The organism is Pseudomonas agronomica (genome assembly GCF_025917275.1).
GTDB classification, from domain to species: Bacteria; Pseudomonadota; Gammaproteobacteria; order Pseudomonadales; family Pseudomonadaceae; genus Aquipseudomonas; species Aquipseudomonas agronomica.
The window spans coordinates 1-15,552 of sequence record NZ_JAOSHO010000086.1 but is presented as its reverse complement, the minus strand read 5'-3'; the positions used below and the strand labels follow the sequence as shown (position 1 = coordinate 15,552).

Here is a 15,552-nt window from a genome sequence, read left to right as displayed (position 1 = left end):
TCGGTCCGTCAACTCACCAGAGTTGCCTCCAGGGTGATCTTGGCATTGAGCACCTTGGACACCGGGCAACCTTCCTTCGCCTTGTTGCTCAGTTCTTCGAATTGCTGTTGGCTGGCGCCGGGGATCTTGGCCTTGAGAATCAGCTTCACCGCAGTGATTGCGAAGCCGCCATCGACCTGGTCCAGGGTCACTTCAGCGTTGGTGTCGATACTGTCGGCCTTGAGCCCGGCGTCGCCGAGGATCATCGAAAAGGCCATGGAAAAGCAGCCCGCATGGGCCGCGCCGATCAATTCTTCCGGATTGGTACCCTTGCCGCCTTCAAAACGGGCCTTGAAACCATAGGGCGCTTCGCGCAACACGCCGGTTTCCGTGGAGATGGAGCCGATGCCGGTCTTCAGGTCACCTTCCCAGTGAGCCGATGCTTTCTTGACGATAGCCATGTGTGCCTCCTCATGATCCGGCGCGAGGGTTCGCGCCTGGGTATTTTTCAGTGCCAGGATTGTGAGGATAGACCGGTCGATAAAGTTCACCCGGACGATTAGTCGACCAATTTAGTAGGAAATTTCTTCGCTACTATTGAAACTCGGGTATATGCCCACATTCATAGGACACACCTAGAGAAACGGCAGGCTTTCGCCCATAGGAAAGCTCGTACGCCGTTGGAGATGCCGGCCCATGAAACAGCTGTCCGAAGTAAAGTTTTCAACCCTCGACCTTGTGCCCGTTCGCGCCGATGGCAATGCCGCCCAGTCCTTGCGCAACTCCCTGGATCTGGCGCAGCACGTGGAAAAGTATGGCTACACCCGTTTCTGGGTGGCCGAACACCACAACATGGACGGCATCGCCAGTTCCGCGACGGCGGTTTTGCTCGGCTATCTGGCCGGGGGCACGTCGACCATCCGCGTCGGCTCCGGCGGGGTCATGCTGCCGAACCATGCGCCGTTGGTGATCGCCGAACAGTTCGGCACGCTGGAGAGCCTGTTTCCGGGCCGGATCGACCTCGGGCTGGGGAGGGCGCCTGGTTCGGACCAGATGACCGCCCGCGCGCTGCGCCGCGAACGCTCCGGCAGTGCCGATGATTTTCCCGATGATGTGGCCGAACTGATGCGTTATCTCGGCCCGCGGACTCCGGACCAACGCATCATCGCCATGCCTGGCACGGGAACGAATGTACCGGTGTGGCTGTTGGGTTCGAGCTTGTTCAGTGCGCAACTGGCGGGAGAACGCGGTTTGCCCTACGCATTCGCCTCCCATTTCGCACCGCGCTTCATGCATGAGGCGATTCGTATCTATCGCAACCACTTCAAGCCGTCGGCGGTACTGGACAAGCCTTACGTCATGCTTGGCGTACCGCTCGTCGCTGCGGATACGGACGAACAGGCCGATTACCTGGCGACGTCGGTGTACCAGCGGATCCTGGCGTTGATGCGCGGCCAGAGCCTGGTGCAGCGCCCGCCGGTGGAAACCATGAACGGCCTGTGGCTGCCCCATGAGAAAGAAGCCGTAGGCGACTTCCTCGGCCTGGCCATGATTGGCAGCCCGCAGAAAATCCGCGCCAAGTTGGAGGTGTTGATCGAGCAGACTCAGGCCGATGAGCTGATTTTCACCAGCGACCTGTATGAACACGCTGACCGCCTGCACTCGTATGAACTGCTGGCGCAGGTCATGAAAGGCTGAGGCGCGGCCATAAAAAAAGCCGACGCAGTGCGTCGGCTTTGATATTCAGCGCTTATTTCTTGTAGACGATTTCCTTCGAACCGCCCTCACAGGTGCCGACGACTTTTCCGTCAGCCGCTGCGCCTTTATCGACAATTTCCAACGAATAGCCCGACACACCTTTGGCATCAAGCTTCGCCGCGATTTCGCTTTTCAGCTCCTCGCACGGCTTGCCGGCCGCAAAGGCAGTACCCGCAAGGCTCAGCAAACCCAGGGCCACCATCCACTTCTTCATCGCTCGCACTCCTTGGTCGGATCAAATAGAGAGGTATCGCAAAGGCGCGACGCACCAACCATAGCGCATCGCCATTCCCTATGGCACTCCGCCAGTGTGCAAGTTCAAAGCGCTCAGCTATTGGCGATCCGGAACCCGACCTTGATGGTGACCTGGAAATGCGCAGCCCGACCGTTTTCTATGTGGCCACGGGTCTCGGTGACTTCAAACCATTCCAGGTGCTTGAGGCTTTTGCTGGCCTCGGCCAAGGCATTGTTGATGGCGTCTTCGATACTGGTGGGAGACGAGCCGACCAGCTCGACTTTCTTGTACGTGTGGTGATCACTCATGACGTTCTCCTTGGTTGTCTTAAACAGCCTAGCAGCGATTTTTCGCCTTACATGTGGCGCCGTTTACGCTTGGAAAGTTCAGATTTACTGCACTTTCCCAAACGGTCGCAGTCCCAATCCACACACGCTACTCAACCACTGCAGGAGAGAGCCACCATGGCCAGCACTTCGTTACGCAAAGCCTCGTTGCAAAGCATGGAAGCGGAGATCGAGAGTCTGCTCAAGTCGTTGGAAAGCCTGAAGGACGACGCGTCGGACGAGTCGCGTAGGACTCTCAAGTCGCTCAAGGCAAACGCCGAAAATGCGCTGAAACATTCCCGGCATCTCCTCAGCGATGCGTATGAAGAGGTGAAGGTGAAAACCCGCGAAACCGGGATCGCCACGCGCGACTACGCTCAAGAACACCCTTGGACCACCGCCGGCGTTGCTGTTGGCGCGCTGGGTCTGCTGGCCGCTTACTTGTTGTGCAAGCGCGGTGACTAGTTCGGTGGGTTCAGCTCTTGCCTGAGCCATTGCGCCAATTGCCGGGCGCGCCCGTCCGCGGCGCGCTTGGGCAGCCATAACGCCAGCCGCGCCGAGGTTTCACTGAAACCCCACGGCGCGACCAGGCGACCGGCTCGAAGGTCCTCGGCCACTAGCGGCTCGGGGGCGATTGCCACGCCGAGCCCGGCCACGGCCGCTTCCAATAAATAATATAAATGCTCGAAACCTTGCCCGAACTTCAGCGCCTGGGGTTCAAGGGCGTTTTGTCGTGCCCAGGTCGGCCAGGCTTGGGGGCGCGAGGTGGTGTGCAGGAGCGGCTCGCCCAGCAGCTCGCTGGCGGGAGCCTCTCGCAAACGGTCAAATTCGGCGTAGCGCGGGCTCATCACCGGGCCGATCCGCTCGCTGGTCAGTTCGTACACTTGCATGTCGGCCGGCCAGGGCGGTTCGGCGAATACCAGCAGGGCATCCAGACCAGGGCGTCTCGGGTCGAGGTCGCCTTCGCCGGCTGAGAGGTGCAGGCGCAGGTCCGGCAGATCGGCATTCAACCTGCCGAGTCGAGGAATGAACCAACGCGCCAACAAGCTTCCCGAACAGCCCAGCACGAACGGGGCGTCCGCCGTGCTTTGCGTCAGTTCAGCGCAAACGGTGCGCAGGCGCTCGAACGCTTCGGTGCTGGCGTCGCGCAGACGCGCGCCTGCATCTGTGAGTTTCAGGCCTCGCCCCTCCTTGCTGAACAAGCTGACACCCAAGTGTTCTTCCAGCGCCTTCAATTGACGACTGACGGCGCCGTGGGTGACGTGGAGCTGTTCTGCCGCCTGGCTTACGCTGTTCAGGCGGGCAGTGGCTTCAAAGGCACGCAAGGCGTTGAGGGGGGGCAGGTCGCGGCTCATGATATCTGTGAGTTTTCCTGACAGGTTGCGGCGATCTTATCGGTTTTCAGGACGGGATGTCAGGGGTAGAGTGAGCCTCATTGTCTTTCTACGCATTTGCCTGGAGCGCCCAATGACCCAGCCTACGACCCCCTTCAACCTGCGCAGCGGTCCTGATGCCAACGGCCTGTTTGGCGCGTTCGGCGGCCGTTATGTCGCGGAAACGCTGATGCCGCTCATCCTTGATCTGGCTCGTGAATACGAAGTGGCGAAGGAAGATCCTGCGTTCAATGAGGAATTGGCCTACTTCCAACGGGATTATGTCGGTCGTCCCAGCCCGCTGTATTTCGCGGAACGCCTGACGGAATACTGCGGCGGCGCAAAGATCTATCTCAAGCGCGAAGAGCTGAACCACACCGGCGCGCACAAGATCAACAACTGCATCGGCCAGATCCTGCTGGCGCGGCGCATGGGCAAGAAACGCATCATCGCCGAGACCGGCGCCGGCATGCACGGGGTGGCAACAGCCACTGTGGCAGCTCGTTTCGGCCTGGACTGCGTTATCTACATGGGCACCACCGACATCGAACGCCAGCAGGCCAACGTGTTTCGCATGAAGCTGCTCGGCGCCGAGGTCATCCCGGTGGTCGCCGGTACCGGCACCCTCAAGGATGCGATGAACGAGGCGCTGCGCGACTGGGTGACGAATGTCGACAGTACGTTCTACCTGATCGGCACCGTCGCCGGGCCGCACCCTTATCCAGCGATGGTCCGTGACTTCCAGGCCGTGATCGGCAAGGAAACCCGCGATCAGTTGCAAGCCCAGGAAGGTCGGCTGCCGGACAGCCTGGTGGCGTGCATCGGTGGCGGCTCCAACGCCATGGGCCTGTTCCATCCGTTCCTGGATGACAAGAGCGTCGAAATCATTGGCGTCGAAGCGGCGGGCTACGGCATCGAGACCGGCAAGCACGCGGCGAGCCTGAACGGCGGCGTCCCAGGCGTATTGCACGGTAACCGCACCTTCCTGTTGCAGGATGAAGACGGCCAGATCATCGACGCCCATTCGATCTCCGCCGGCCTCGATTACCCCGGCATCGGCCCTGAACACGCGTGGTTGCATGACATTGGCCGCGTCCAATACACCTCGGTCACCGACGCGGAAGCGTTGGAAGCGTTCCACAAATGCTGCCGCCTGGAAGGGATTATTCCTGCCTTGGAAAGCGCCCATGCCTTGGCCGAAGTGTTCAAGCGCGCGCCAAACCTGCCCAAGGATCACTTGATGGTGGTCAACCTGTCTGGTCGTGGCGATAAAGACATGCAAACCGTGATGCACCACATGGAACAGTCCCAGCAGGAGAAACACTGATGAGCCGCCTGCAAACCCGTTTTGCTGAACTCAAGGAACAGAACCGCGCCGCCCTGGTGACGTTTGTCACGGCTGGCGATCCGGACTACGACACCTCGCTGGCGATCCTCAAGGGCTTGCCTGGCGCTGGTGCTGATGTCATTGAGTTGGGCATGCCATTCACCGACCCAATGGCCGACGGCCCAGCGATCCAGTTGGCGAACATCCGCGCCCTGGGGGCCCAGCAGAACCTGGCGAAAACCCTGCAGATGGTTCGTGAGTTCCGCAAGGACAATACCGAGACACCGCTGGTGCTGATGGGTTACTTCAACCCGATCCACCGTTATGGCGTGCAGCGTTTCATCGGCGAAGCGTTGGATTCCGGCGTGGATGGCCTGATCGTCGTGGACATGCCGCCTGAGCACAACAGCGAACTGTGCGAGCCGGCCCAGGCAGCCGGCCTGGACTTTATCCGCCTGACCACACCAACCACGGATGATGTGCGTCTGCCCACTGTGCTCAACGGCAGTTCCGGCTTCGTGTACTACGTGTCGGTAGCCGGCGTGACCGGTGCTGGCGCCGCGACGCTGGAACATGTGGAGGAAGCTGTTGCGCGTCTGCGTCGACATACCGATTTGCCGATCAGCATCGGTTTCGGTATCCGCACGCCGGAGCAGGCGGCGGCTATTGCGCGGTTGGCTGACGGGGTCGTGGTCGGCTCTGCGCTGATCGACCATATCGCCAGCGCCGATACGTCGGAACAGGCGATCGATGGGGTGCTGAGCTTATGTGCCGCTCTGGCTGATGGGGTGCGCAAGGCGCGTCTCAGCTGATACCCGATTCGGCTCTGTAGGAGCTGGCGAAGGCTCGGGCCGCGTTCGGACGATCTTTTGATCTTCCGCTCAAGACTCAATTGGCCGTGAAAAGATCGCAGCCTCGCTTCGCTCGGCAGCTCCTATACAGCTCCTACAGACCCGGCGGGAGCAAGCGCCCTCGCCACAATGGGATCAGGGCAACTCCAAGCCGCCTCCAGCCTTGTGCAGCTTGCGCAAATGCTCGCCGATTTCTTTCACATTGGTCTCGCTCGCGGCAATTTCAGCGGCGCGGCTCGGCTCAAGCAGGGCGCGGACTTCCTTATCCAGGTCGCCGGTCAGCGTTTGAAGCTGTTTCTGGCGCAGGCTGCTTTCCGATTCCAGCCGCTGCCATTCGCTGGGCTGTGGCAAGCCATAACCAGTACTGCCCAGCAGTTCGGCCGGACGGCTCAGGAAGCCGCTGTTGGCGAGGATCTGTTGCAATGTCGCGTTAGCCCTCTCCATGCCGCCGTTCTGAAGCTCACGGGCCCCGAGGTAGCGCTGCTTGACCTCATCCTGAGCCAGTAGCAACTGTCGACGAAAACTGGCCTGTTCCAGCAGAAGCAGTGCCGCACTGGTGCGCAGGTCGGCTTGCTCGAACCAGACGCGGCGTTCGGCGGCGTCCAGTGCGAGCCAGTCTTCGACAGTTTGCTGCCGGATGGGCAGGTGTTTTTTCAAGACGTCGAACATGGCCTGGTAGCGCTCGCGGAACGAGTCGAAACGGTAACCCAGGCGCAAGGCTTCCTTGGGATCGTCCAGCACACTCGTGTCGGCCAGGCCACGGCCCTTGAGCACTTCCAGCAGGCCATTGGGCATGATGCTGTCCAGGCCCTTGAGTTGTTCATTATTACTGCCGCTGCGCAGTAACTTCAGGCTCTCCACTGCGCAATTGTTGGACAGGAAGTAATAGTTGCCGTCATAGCTCCAATGCATTTCGGCAGCATGCTCGACCGTTTCCTCGATCTCGGTGCGCGACAGCTTGAGGGGCACCGACGCCAGGCTGCGCAGTTCGGTCTTGGTGTACTCGTCGATCACTTGGGCCAGTGGCAGCACGAACAGGCGCGACGGGTATTTGCCTACCAGGCCATCCCAACTCGACAGTTGCACATCCCCTACGAAGGCGCGGTACGACAGCACCAGATGTTGGTCCAGGTCCAATCGGCAGTCCGGCCCGCGCGGTCGGCCCGGCGCACAGATCACCAGCCGGAGCATGCTGTGGCCCCAACGGCTGACCCAGTTCTGATTGGCTTCGGCCAACAAGTAGTCGATGGCATAGACGCGTTCCGGATCCACCTTGCCGAGAGGCGTCCTGGCGAAATCGTTGCCGGCGTTGAGAAACGCGAACGACTTGGCGCAGGTGTCCTTGGCAGCGGGCGCCCAACCGAAGTGTTCCTGATAATAGCGATAAAGGGCGGGGCGCCGGCAGGCATAGCTCGGGTCCAGGAGGAAGTACTCCATGTTGACCGCGACGAATTCCTTGGGGCTGCTCGTCTCGTAGAGGTCCGGGCTGCGGGCGACCTGGCGGTTGTGCTGCTCTCGCTCACCGCGACGGCCGACGTATTGCGGCCAGCCCGCGAGATCAAGCAGGCGCGGATCGTCGCTGAGCGTGAAGCGACGGCCATTCTGGCCCCGGCATTCATTCGGGAGGCCGATCAATCCGGCACTGTCGTTGCGTCGGGTACAGCGTTGGATCAGTGCGCGCTCGGCACTGGGCCATAGGCGCGAGCGGTCATAGATGTGGGTCAGTTCGTGCAGGACGGTCGCAAGCATTTCTCGCCGTACCGTGCCGTGGGGACGCTGGGTCTTTTGCGTGGCAGCGCTGCCGTCGGTGAGGCTGTCCAGCAGGTTTCGGTTGAGGTCCAGTTGCGACACCAGCGAAGCCTGGCCATAGGCATTGGCGGGCATCTGGTCGGTCCAGCCGACGTCGATGCGCCGGTCCAGTCGTTCGATGAAGTGCGGCGGCAACGCCTGCATGGCTTCATCGAGCAGCGCCTGGCTGGCCTGCTGTTGCGCCGGGCTCAGCCCGTCGCCATTGAGGTGTAGCTGCAGGCCGGCTTGGGCATTGCTGCCCACGAGCAGCATGACCCCAGCCGTCAGCCAGGCGGCGAGCCGCCTCACAATGCGAGGATGGCTTCGGCGAGAACCTGGTCGCTGGCGTCACGGGCTTCCGGTACCCGGGTACGCAAAGTGTCGAAAGCCGCTTCGAGATGAGCACCACGAATTTCGCCATTGCTGGCGACGAAGCTGGCCGCGTCGTCGTGGGCTTCGCGGACGATTTTCGAATCACGGATGGAAGTAGTGGTGTCGGATGTGAAATCGATCGTGCGCTGGGAGGCGCGAACGATGATGTTACTGGTGGCTACCAGGGTATGTGCCTGGGCCACATCGGCCAACACCAGCAGGCCTAGGGTGGCAGCAATCAGCGGGCTACGCATGGAACGACTCCGGAAAATAAGGATAACTATTGGACGAGAATTGCTTGTGCCAGTTCAAGGTCGCTCACGTGAAGTTTTGGTTGGGTCCGGCGCAGGTAATCCAAGGCCGACTCCAACTGTGCACCTCGCAACTGTCCGTCACTGGCAACAAATGCCGCAGCGTCATCGCGAGCGGCGGCGACCAGTTTATTGTCGAAGGGCGCGGAGGTCACCAGGCTTGTGGCATAGCCGCTGGCTACCAACTGCTGGGTGGACACGTCGAAAGCGTGGGCCGGAACAGTCCAGCAAGAAGCGACACAGAACGAGACGAACAGATGTTGGTAAAAACGCATGGGACTCGACGGTTGATGGCGAGCCTGGAGGCTAGCGCAAACCGGCGTGCCAGAGCCAGCGTTGAAACATCGGAGCACCTTTTGGTGCCCGATGTTTCATGTTCATCAAATGACCAGAATGGCCTGGGCCAGTTGGGCATCGGTAGCGTTGAGCTGCGGCGCCTGCTGGCGGATGTAATCGAGGGCGCTTTCCAACTTCACGCCGCGAATCACGCCGTTGCTGGCGACGAAGCTTGCCGCGTCGTCTCGGGCGGCCTGGACGATCTTGTTGTCTCGCAGCGATGAGGTGGCATCGGAAGTCGCGTCGGACGTGGCCTTGAGTGCGCCTACGATGGAGTCAGTGGTGACGATGAAGCTGCTGGCGTTGGAATGGGCGGCTACGGCCAACAGGGCTGCTGCGCTGAGCAGGCGAAGACGGATCATGATGAGACTCCTTGGTATGGGGTAATGCAAATGCGTGTAGCAGGAAGGGGAGACTGGCTCGCTTCGCCACGTTCGCCTCGATATTAGGACAGAACACGCTTCGCTGGCAGCTTTGCAATGTGCTTTGGCGTGTGGCGCTTCAACGTCAAGCGCTTCCTTATAATTGTACTGGTCGATTTTAAAAATATTAAAACTGTTTCTGTCCTGCAAATCAGGACCCTGAAACGACAAAACCCGCCGTGGTTTCCCACGACGGGTCTTGTTTGTTCAATTCGATGCTGGCGGTGGACCCGGTGGGTCAGGGCCAGCGACGCTGAGTTAGCGCCAGAACGGCTTGCTCAGCTCTTCGTAGCGTTGTGCTTCGCTGATACCGGCATCAGCCAGCAGGCGCGAATCCAAACGAGCCAGTTGGTGACGGCTGGCAATGCGACGCTGCCACAACATCAGGTTGGCAATAACGCGAAGAGGCAGGGAAGCCTGGTTTTTTTCAGCTTTGTCTTCGAAAAACAGCTCGGAACTGAGTGTACGTTCCATGGTTGACATCCTTCCGCTTGTGGCGGGATTAGGTAGTGGTTTAACTGGTGCCCATGATCCTCTCGTTTGGCCAGTCTCTCTAGATACAGTTCACCTGTATTGTGAGAGACCAGTTAACTGTTAAATAGCGGTGTACTGGTCCATATTGAAGCAACTGTACCTATCTGCACTATATTGGTGCGATTATGCCCTTGGTTAGGTGTTTTGTAGGAAAAGACCGTAAGAAAAGACCGGTACAGCAGTACAGTTTTTTTCAGTTTTGGTTCGAGCGGCAGCCTGCACTTAAAACTGTCTTCGCGACTGCGCTGATCCAGCTGTATCAGACAGCCAGCATGCGCCCCGTTTCCTCAAGGTTCAGGTGCCAGCTCAGTGCATCGCGCAGGATATGTGGGGTATGCCCACCCAAGGCACACGCGGCTTCGAAATAATTATTCAACGCTTGGCGGTAGGATGGGTGCACGCAGTTGTCGATGACCACTCGGGCCCGCTCCCTTGGCGCCAGGCCCCGCAGGTCAGCCAGACCTATCTCGGTCACCAGGATGTCCACGTCATGCTCGGTATGGTCAACGTGGCTGACCATTGGCACGACACTGGAAATAGCGCCGCCCTTGGCAATCGACTTGGTGACAAAAATCGCCAGATGGGCATTGCGGGCGAAATCCCCTGAGCCGCCGATGCCGTTCATCATCCGTGTGCCGCACACATGGGTAGAGTTGACGTTGCCATACAGGTCGAATTCCAGCGCGGTGTTGATGCCAATGATGCCCAGGCGGCGTACGACTTCAGGATGATTGGATATTTCCTGCGGCCGCAGGACCAATTTGTCCTTGTACTTTTCCAGATTTCCGAACACGTCCGTGTTGCGTCGAGCCGACAGGGTGATGGAGCTGCCGGAGGCGAAACTCAGTTTGCCGGCGTCGATCAAGTCGAAAGTCGAGTCCTGGAGGACCTCGGAATACATGGTCAGGTCTTCGAACGGGGAGTCGATCAACCCGCACATCACGGCGTTGGCGATGTTGCCAATCCCGGCCTGCAGCGGCCCCAGCTTGTTGGTCATGCGTCCAGCCGCGACTTCCTGCTTGAAGAAGTCGATCAGGTGATCGGCAATGGCCTGGGTGTCGTTGTCGGGTGGCGCGACGGTTGAAGGTGAGTCCCCTTGGTTGGTAATGACAATGGCAGCAATTTTTTCCGGCGGGATCGGGATAGCGGAACTGCCAATGCGGTCGCCGACTTTTACCAGGGGAATCGGCGTGCGGGTAGGGCGGTAGGTCGGAATATAGATGTCGTGCAACCCTTCGAGATTCGGGTTGTGGGCCAGGTTGATTTCGATGATAACTTTTCGGGCGAAGATGGCGAAACTGGCCGAGTTGCCCACCGACGTGGTCGGTACGATATGCCCTTGCTCGGTGATGGCCACCGCTTCGATGACGGCGATATCAGGCAGCTTGAGTTGGCCGTTGCGCAGTTGCTCCACTGTTTCCGAGAGATGCTGGTCGATGAACATCACCTCGCCCGCGTTAATGGCCTTGCGCAGGGTACTGTCCACCTGGAAGGGCATGCGCCGCGCCAACACGCCGGCCTCGGTGAGCTCCTTGTCGAGGTCATTGCCCAGGCTTGCGCCGGTCATCAAGCTGATTTTCAGTGGGGTGATCCTGGCGCGTTCAGCCAATGCGTGAGGCACTGCCTTCGCTTCTCCGGCGCGGGTAAAGCCGCTCATGCCGACGGTCATGCCGTCTTCAATCAACAAGGCTGCTTCGGCAGCGCTCATCACTTTGTTCAACAACGAAGGCAGGCGGATGCGATCACGGTACATGGATGGTTATCTCGGGCAAGAAGCAGGATGCGCAGTCTAGAGAATTCGCGTCGAGCCCGACCCGCTACAAAAGTCGCATTTAAGGCGTCTATTACGGGCGTTTCAGGCAAAACATTGTTACCGGATCGGTAATGTTTTGCCTTGATACAAATCAAAACGCCCCGACAAGTCGGGGCGTTTTAATAAAGCGCAGTAGCTTATTCCACGGCTTTGACCATGTCTTCGATGACCTTCTTGGCGTCACCGAACACCATCATGGTCTTGTCGAGGTAGAACAGCTCGTTGTCCAGGCCGGCATAGCCGCTGGCCATCGAGCGTTTGTTGACGATGATGGTCTTGGCCTTGAACGCTTCGAGGATCGGCATGCCGGCAATCGGCGATTTCGGATCGTTCTTCGCCGCCGGGTTGACCACGTCGTTGGCGCCCAGGACCAGCACCACGTCGGCCTGGCCGAACTCGGAGTTGATATCTTCCATCTCGAACACCTGGTCGTAAGGCACTTCGGCCTCCGCCAGCAGGACGTTCATGTGCCCAGGCATGCGACCGGCCACCGGGTGGATCGCATATTTCACGGTCACGCCATGGTGGGTCAGCTTCTCGGTCAGCTCTTTCAGCGCATGCTGCGCCCGGGCCACCGCCAAGCCGTAGCCCGGCACGATGATCACCGTGTCGGCGTTGGTCAGCAGGAAGGTCGCGTCGTCAGCCGAACCCGATTTCACCGGACGGGCTTCTTTCGAGCCTGCCGGGCCAGCCGCATCGGCGGTGTTGCCGAAGCCACCGAGCAGCACGTTGAAGAACGAACGGTTCATCGCCTTGCACATGATGTACGAGAGGATCGCGCCGCTCGAACCCACCAACGAGCCTGCAATGATCAGCATCGAGTTGTTCAGCGAGAAGCCAATACCCGCTGCGGCCCAGCCGGAATAGCTGTTGAGCATCGACACCACCACCGGCATGTCCGCGCCGCCGATCGGGATGATGATCAGCACGCCCAGGACAAACGCCAGGGCCAGCATCAGGGCGAACGCGCCGAGGTTGCCGGTGAACATGAAGGTCAGGCCCAGGCCCAGCGTTGCCAGGCCCAGGATCAGGTTGAGCTTGTGCTGACCACCAAACTGTACCGGTGCGCCTTGGAACAGGCGGAACTTGTACTTGCCCGACAGCTTGCCAAAGGCGATCACCGAACCGGAGAAGGTAATTGCACCAATGGCGGCGCCAAGGAACAGTTCCAGGCGGTTGCCGGCAGGGATTGAATCCCCCAGTTGCTTGACGATGCCCAGGGATTGCGGCTCGACGACCGCTGCGATGGCGATGAAGACCGCGGCCAGGCCGATCATGCTGTGCATGAATGCCACCAGCTCCGGCATCTTGGTCATCTCGACACGCTTGGCCATGATCGAGCCGGCGGTACCGCCGATCAGCAGGCCGACGATGACGTAGCCGATGCCCGCAGTGGCGAGCTCTGCGCCCAGCTTATAAATGAGGCCCACGGTAGTGAGCACCGCCAGCGCCATGCCGAGCATGCCGAACAGGTTGCCGCGGCGGGAGGTGGTCGGGTGCGACAGGCCTTTGAGGGCCTGGATGAAGCAGATGGACGCGATCAGGTAGAGCGTCGTTACCAGGTTCATGCTCATTACTTGGGCGCCTCTTCTTTTACGGCTTTCGGGGCTTTTTTCTTGAACATCTCGAGCATGCGGCGCGTCACCAGGAAGCCACCGAATACGTTCACCGCGGCGAGGGCCACGGCGAGGGTGCCCATGGTCTTGCCCAGCGGCGTTATGGTCAGCGCGGCGGCGAGCATGGCGCCGACGATCACGATGGCTGAAATGGCGTTGGTCACCGCCATCAACGGCGTGTGCAGTGCGGGTGTTACGTTCCAGACCACGTGGTAACCGACATAAATCGCCAGCACGAAGATGATCAGGTTGTAGATACCGGGGGAGATAAGCTCTTCCATTGTCTGAATCCCTGCTTAGGCGTTTTTGCGGATGACTTGGCCGTCGCGGCACATCAGGCACGCGGCGACGATGTCGTCTTCCAGGTTCACGTCGAACTGACCTTCCTTGGTGAAGACCAGCTTCAGGAAGTCCAGCAGGTTACGGGCGTACAGCGCCGAGGCGTCGGCCGCGACTTCGCCTGCCAGGTTGGTCGGGCCGACAATGGTCACGCCATTCTCGACCACCACCTGATCAGCCACGGTCAGCGGGCAATTGCCGCCCTGGGCCGCTGCGAGGTCGATGACCACAGAGCCGGGTTTCATTTGCGCGACGGTTTCGGCGCTTAGCAAGGTAGGCGCCTTGCGGCCCGGAATCAGGGCAGTGGTGATGACAATGTCAGCCTGTTTGGCGCGTTCGTGCACCGCTTGGGCCTGGCGCTGCATCCAGCTGGCAGGCATGGGCCGGGCGTAACCCCCGACGCCGACCGCGCATTCACGCTCTTCGTCGGTCTCGTAAGGCACGTCGACAAACTTGGCGCCAAGGGATTCGATCTGCTCTTTCACCGCAGGACGCACGTCAGATGCCTCGATGACCGCACCCAGACGCTTGGCCGTGGCAATCGCCTGCAACCCGGCCACGCCGGCACCAAGAATCAATACACGCGCCGCTTTCACGGTGCCTGCTGCTGTCATCAGCATTGGCATGAAGCGCGGATAGTGATGCGCGGCCAACAGCACGGCTTTGTAGCCGGCAATGTTCGCTTGAGATGACAGCACATCCAGGCTCTGGGCGCGGGAGGTACGTGGCGCAGCCTCAAGGGCGAAAGCCGTGATGCCACGTTCGGCCAGCTTGGCGATGGTTTCGTTGTTGAACGGATTGAGCATGCCCACCAGCACGGTGCCGCTCTTGATCAGCGTGAGTTCGCTGTCGTTGGGGGCGACCACCTTGAGGATCAGTTCGGCACCGAATGCATCACTGGCGCTGCCAATGGTTGCACCCACCGCCTCATAGGCACTGTCGATAACGCTGGCCTTGATACCGGCGCCGCTTTGAACAGTGACTTTATGGCCTTGGCCGATCAACTTCTTGATGGTTTCCGGGGTAGCAGCAACCCGTGTTTCACCCGGTTGGGTTTCGAGGGGAACACCAATGTGCACGTCAAATCTCCTGCGTGATCTTATTGAGTAAACCCAGGCACTTCGGATGGCGCGGCTGGGGCGGCCGATCAGCACGATCCCGCCAAACCAGGCGGGGCGCGGCATTTTGCAGGCGAAAATTCAGCCCTTCAAGGGATTATGACGGGTGACGGAAAATTAACTACAAGTCACCCTGTGACCGAATGTCGCAATTATCGGGCTTAACCCCTTGCAGGCCGTGCTTTCCAAGGTTTCCGGTTGATTTTTGCAATTTTTCCCATCGGCCAGATGAATAAGCCCTGATGCGCTGTGTGATATGGCTCAAAGCCATGTATTTCCACGCTTTGGAGACTACTGCACGCTCCCCGTAACAGATTGACTAGATGCGACATAAACTTATATCTGTAGCGATCTCTGTTAGTTTACTACCTAAATTCGATTCCTATTTTTCGTTATTAATCAATGAGATAGTTGTTTGCTTGTTTCACGAGCCAATCACGGAAAGCTCGAAGAGAGGCGGATTCGACCTTTCGCTCCGGAATCATCAGGTAGTAGGCCTTGATGCTCGACAGCCCATTACGGTTGGCCACGACCAGCCGTTTTTCTGCCAATTCCCGCTGAATCAGGAAGGGTGGAATCAGCGCAATGCCCATGTCGTGCATGGCTGCCTGGGCGAGCATGGAGAATAGTTCATAACGCGGACCTGTCAGGTCTCGCGCAATGTTCAAGTTCTGGGCGTTGAACCACTGGCGCCACGCATACGGGCGCGTGGTCTGCTGGAGCAGGGGCAGTTCGGCGATGGTCTCAGGTGTCAGGTTTTTCCTTCCGCCCAGTAAGGTAGGGCTGCATACCGGCATCGGATTTTCTCCCATCAGCTTGTGGGATTCGGTGCCGGACCAGTCCGCATCGCCAAAATAGATAGCGGCGTCAAACTCCGTGTCGGCAAATAGAAAGGGCCGCGTGCGGTTGGTCAGGTTGACGGTGACTTCCGGATGCTGCTGTTGGAAGTCCTTGAGGCGTGGAAGCAGCCATTGGGTGCCAAACGTTGGCACAACGGCCAATTCGATGACGTTCGCACCGGTGTGCCCCATGACCGAAAGCGTGTCGCGCTCGA

The 15,552-nt window shown here is 59.5% G+C and carries 18 protein-coding genes; 4 read left to right on the top strand and 14 right to left on the bottom strand.

Annotation, left to right across the window (positions count from 1 at the left end):
* Positions 1 to 8: 8 nt before the first annotated feature.
* On the bottom strand, positions 9 to 440 hold the full coding sequence (locus OC610_RS09455) for an OsmC family protein (RefSeq protein WP_264427567.1): 432 nt from the start codon (positions 438 to 440) through the stop codon (positions 9 to 11).
* A gap of 235 nt (positions 441 to 675) precedes the next feature.
* Between OC610_RS09455 and OC610_RS09450 the strand changes: the two genes are divergently transcribed.
* Positions 676 to 1,677, top strand: coding sequence for an LLM class flavin-dependent oxidoreductase (locus OC610_RS09450; RefSeq protein WP_264427566.1), 1,002 nt, complete (start codon positions 676 to 678; stop codon positions 1,675 to 1,677).
* A gap of 52 nt (positions 1,678 to 1,729) precedes the next feature.
* Here the strand turns inward: OC610_RS09450 and OC610_RS09445 are convergent, their stop codons facing one another.
* Entirely contained in the window at positions 1,730 to 1,951 is a 222-nt protein-coding gene (locus OC610_RS09445; RefSeq protein ID WP_264427565.1) for a DUF1161 domain-containing protein, read from the bottom strand.
* Positions 1,952 to 2,064: 113 nt separating this feature from the next.
* Positions 2,065 to 2,280 (bottom strand): dodecin, encoded by a 216-nt coding sequence (locus OC610_RS09440; protein ID WP_003177209.1) that lies wholly within the window; start codon positions 2,278 to 2,280, stop codon positions 2,065 to 2,067.
* A 156-nt stretch (positions 2,281 to 2,436) separates the two neighbouring features.
* Between OC610_RS09440 and OC610_RS09435 the strand changes: the two genes are divergently transcribed.
* Positions 2,437 to 2,763 carry a DUF883 family protein gene (locus tag OC610_RS09435; protein WP_030139182.1) on the top strand — a complete coding sequence of 109 codons (327 nt, stop codon included), beginning with the start codon at positions 2,437 to 2,439 and terminating at the stop codon, positions 2,761 to 2,763.
* Here the strand turns inward: OC610_RS09435 and OC610_RS09430 are convergent.
* Positions 2,760 to 3,653 carry a LysR family transcriptional regulator gene (locus tag OC610_RS09430; RefSeq protein WP_264427564.1) on the bottom strand — a complete coding sequence of 298 codons (894 nt, stop codon included), beginning with the start codon at positions 3,651 to 3,653 and terminating at the stop codon, positions 2,760 to 2,762. The genes OC610_RS09435 and OC610_RS09430 overlap by 4 nt on opposite strands.
* Positions 3,654 to 3,765: 112 nt before the next feature.
* Between OC610_RS09430 and trpB the strand changes: the two genes are divergently transcribed.
* Both trpB and trpA read left to right on the top strand, forming a co-directional pair.
* Entirely contained in the window at positions 3,766 to 4,998 is a 1,233-nt protein-coding gene (gene trpB / locus OC610_RS09425; protein WP_264427563.1) for a tryptophan synthase subunit beta, read from the top strand.
* The gene (gene trpA / locus OC610_RS09420) at positions 4,998 to 5,810 is read left to right on the top strand and encodes a tryptophan synthase subunit alpha (protein ID WP_264427562.1); all 813 of its coding nucleotides are present in this window, start codon (positions 4,998 to 5,000) and stop codon (positions 5,808 to 5,810) included. The genes trpB and trpA overlap by 1 nt, the downstream gene beginning before the upstream one ends.
* A gap of 174 nt (positions 5,811 to 5,984) precedes the next feature.
* On the opposite strand, the gene OC610_RS09415 is transcribed toward trpA, so the two are convergent.
* The 10 genes from OC610_RS09415 to OC610_RS09370 all read right to left on the bottom strand — a co-directional run.
* A complete protein-coding gene (locus OC610_RS09415; RefSeq protein ID WP_264427561.1) occupies positions 5,985 to 7,946 on the bottom strand; it encodes a DUF4105 domain-containing protein in 1,962 nt (653 codons plus the stop codon).
* Positions 7,943 to 8,263, bottom strand: coding sequence for a DUF2388 domain-containing protein (locus OC610_RS09410; protein ID WP_264427560.1), 321 nt, complete (start codon positions 8,261 to 8,263; stop codon positions 7,943 to 7,945). Before OC610_RS09410 ends, OC610_RS09415 begins: the two co-directional genes overlap by 4 nt.
* Positions 8,264 to 8,289: 26 nt before the next feature.
* Positions 8,290 to 8,595, bottom strand: coding sequence for a DUF2388 domain-containing protein (locus OC610_RS09405; RefSeq protein WP_264427559.1), 306 nt, complete (start codon positions 8,593 to 8,595; stop codon positions 8,290 to 8,292).
* Between the two features lie 105 nt (positions 8,596 to 8,700).
* On the bottom strand, positions 8,701 to 9,018 hold the full coding sequence (locus OC610_RS09400; protein WP_264427558.1) for a DUF2388 domain-containing protein: 318 nt from the start codon (positions 9,016 to 9,018) through the stop codon (positions 8,701 to 8,703).
* 318 nt (positions 9,019 to 9,336) lie between these two features.
* The gene (locus OC610_RS09395; RefSeq protein WP_003187014.1) at positions 9,337 to 9,552 is read right to left on the bottom strand and encodes a DUF1127 domain-containing protein; all 216 of its coding nucleotides are present in this window, start codon (positions 9,550 to 9,552) and stop codon (positions 9,337 to 9,339) included.
* Positions 9,553 to 9,871: 319 nt separating this feature from the next.
* Positions 9,872 to 11,365, bottom strand: coding sequence for an acetyl-CoA hydrolase/transferase family protein (locus OC610_RS09390; RefSeq protein ID WP_264427557.1), 1,494 nt, complete (start codon positions 11,363 to 11,365; stop codon positions 9,872 to 9,874).
* A 197-nt stretch (positions 11,366 to 11,562) separates the two neighbouring features.
* Positions 11,563 to 12,999, bottom strand: a complete 1,437-nt coding sequence (locus OC610_RS09385) for an NAD(P)(+) transhydrogenase (Re/Si-specific) subunit beta (protein WP_030139190.1) — start codon at positions 12,997 to 12,999, stop codon at positions 11,563 to 11,565.
* On the bottom strand, positions 12,999 to 13,322 hold the full coding sequence (locus OC610_RS09380) for an NAD(P) transhydrogenase subunit alpha (protein ID WP_181288346.1): 324 nt from the start codon (positions 13,320 to 13,322) through the stop codon (positions 12,999 to 13,001). Before OC610_RS09380 ends, OC610_RS09385 begins: the two co-directional genes overlap by 1 nt.
* A 15-nt stretch (positions 13,323 to 13,337) precedes the next feature.
* The gene (locus OC610_RS09375) at positions 13,338 to 14,459 is read right to left on the bottom strand and encodes a Re/Si-specific NAD(P)(+) transhydrogenase subunit alpha (RefSeq protein ID WP_264427556.1); all 1,122 of its coding nucleotides are present in this window, start codon (positions 14,457 to 14,459) and stop codon (positions 13,338 to 13,340) included.
* A 434-nt stretch (positions 14,460 to 14,893) separates the two neighbouring features.
* The coding region (locus OC610_RS09370; protein WP_264427555.1) for a LysR substrate-binding domain-containing protein at positions 14,894 to 15,552 on the bottom strand (659 nt) is incomplete at its 5' end.

What these genes read in the sequence shown, in the direction of transcription:
- OC610_RS09400 (WP_264427558.1), bottom strand. Translation starts at nt 9,018, where the DNA reads ATGATCCGTCTTCGCCTGCTCAGCGCAGCAGCCCTGTTGGCCGTAGCC.
- OC610_RS09440 (WP_003177209.1), bottom strand. Translation starts at nt 2,280, where the DNA reads ATGAGTGATCACCACACGTACAAGAAAGTCGAGCTGGTCGGCTCGTCT.
- OC610_RS09445 (WP_264427565.1), bottom strand. Translation starts at nt 1,951, where the DNA reads ATGAAGAAGTGGATGGTGGCCCTGGGTTTGCTGAGCCTTGCGGGTACT.
- OC610_RS09385 (WP_030139190.1), bottom strand. Translation starts at nt 12,999, where the DNA reads ATGAGCATGAACCTGGTAACGACGCTCTACCTGATCGCGTCCATCTGC.
- OC610_RS09395 (WP_003187014.1), bottom strand. Translation starts at nt 9,552, where the DNA reads ATGGAACGTACACTCAGTTCCGAGCTGTTTTTCGAAGACAAAGCTGAA.
- OC610_RS09380 (WP_181288346.1), bottom strand. Translation starts at nt 13,322, where the DNA reads ATGGAAGAGCTTATCTCCCCCGGTATCTACAACCTGATCATCTTCGTG.
- OC610_RS09450 (WP_264427566.1), top strand. Translation starts at nt 676, where the DNA reads ATGAAACAGCTGTCCGAAGTAAAGTTTTCAACCCTCGACCTTGTGCCC.
- trpB (WP_264427563.1), top strand. Translation starts at nt 3,766, where the DNA reads ATGACCCAGCCTACGACCCCCTTCAACCTGCGCAGCGGTCCTGATGCC.
- OC610_RS09455 (WP_264427567.1), bottom strand. Translation starts at nt 440, where the DNA reads ATGGCTATCGTCAAGAAAGCATCGGCTCACTGGGAAGGTGACCTGAAG.
- OC610_RS09435 (WP_030139182.1), top strand. Translation starts at nt 2,437, where the DNA reads ATGGCCAGCACTTCGTTACGCAAAGCCTCGTTGCAAAGCATGGAAGCG.
- OC610_RS09430 (WP_264427564.1), bottom strand. Translation starts at nt 3,653, where the DNA reads ATGAGCCGCGACCTGCCCCCCCTCAACGCCTTGCGTGCCTTTGAAGCC.
- OC610_RS09405 (WP_264427559.1), bottom strand. Translation starts at nt 8,595, where the DNA reads ATGCGTTTTTACCAACATCTGTTCGTCTCGTTCTGTGTCGCTTCTTGC.
- OC610_RS09390 (WP_264427557.1), bottom strand. Translation starts at nt 11,365, where the DNA reads ATGTACCGTGATCGCATCCGCCTGCCTTCGTTGTTGAACAAAGTGATG.
- trpA (WP_264427562.1), top strand. Translation starts at nt 4,998, where the DNA reads ATGAGCCGCCTGCAAACCCGTTTTGCTGAACTCAAGGAACAGAACCGC.
- OC610_RS09410 (WP_264427560.1), bottom strand. Translation starts at nt 8,263, where the DNA reads ATGCGTAGCCCGCTGATTGCTGCCACCCTAGGCCTGCTGGTGTTGGCC.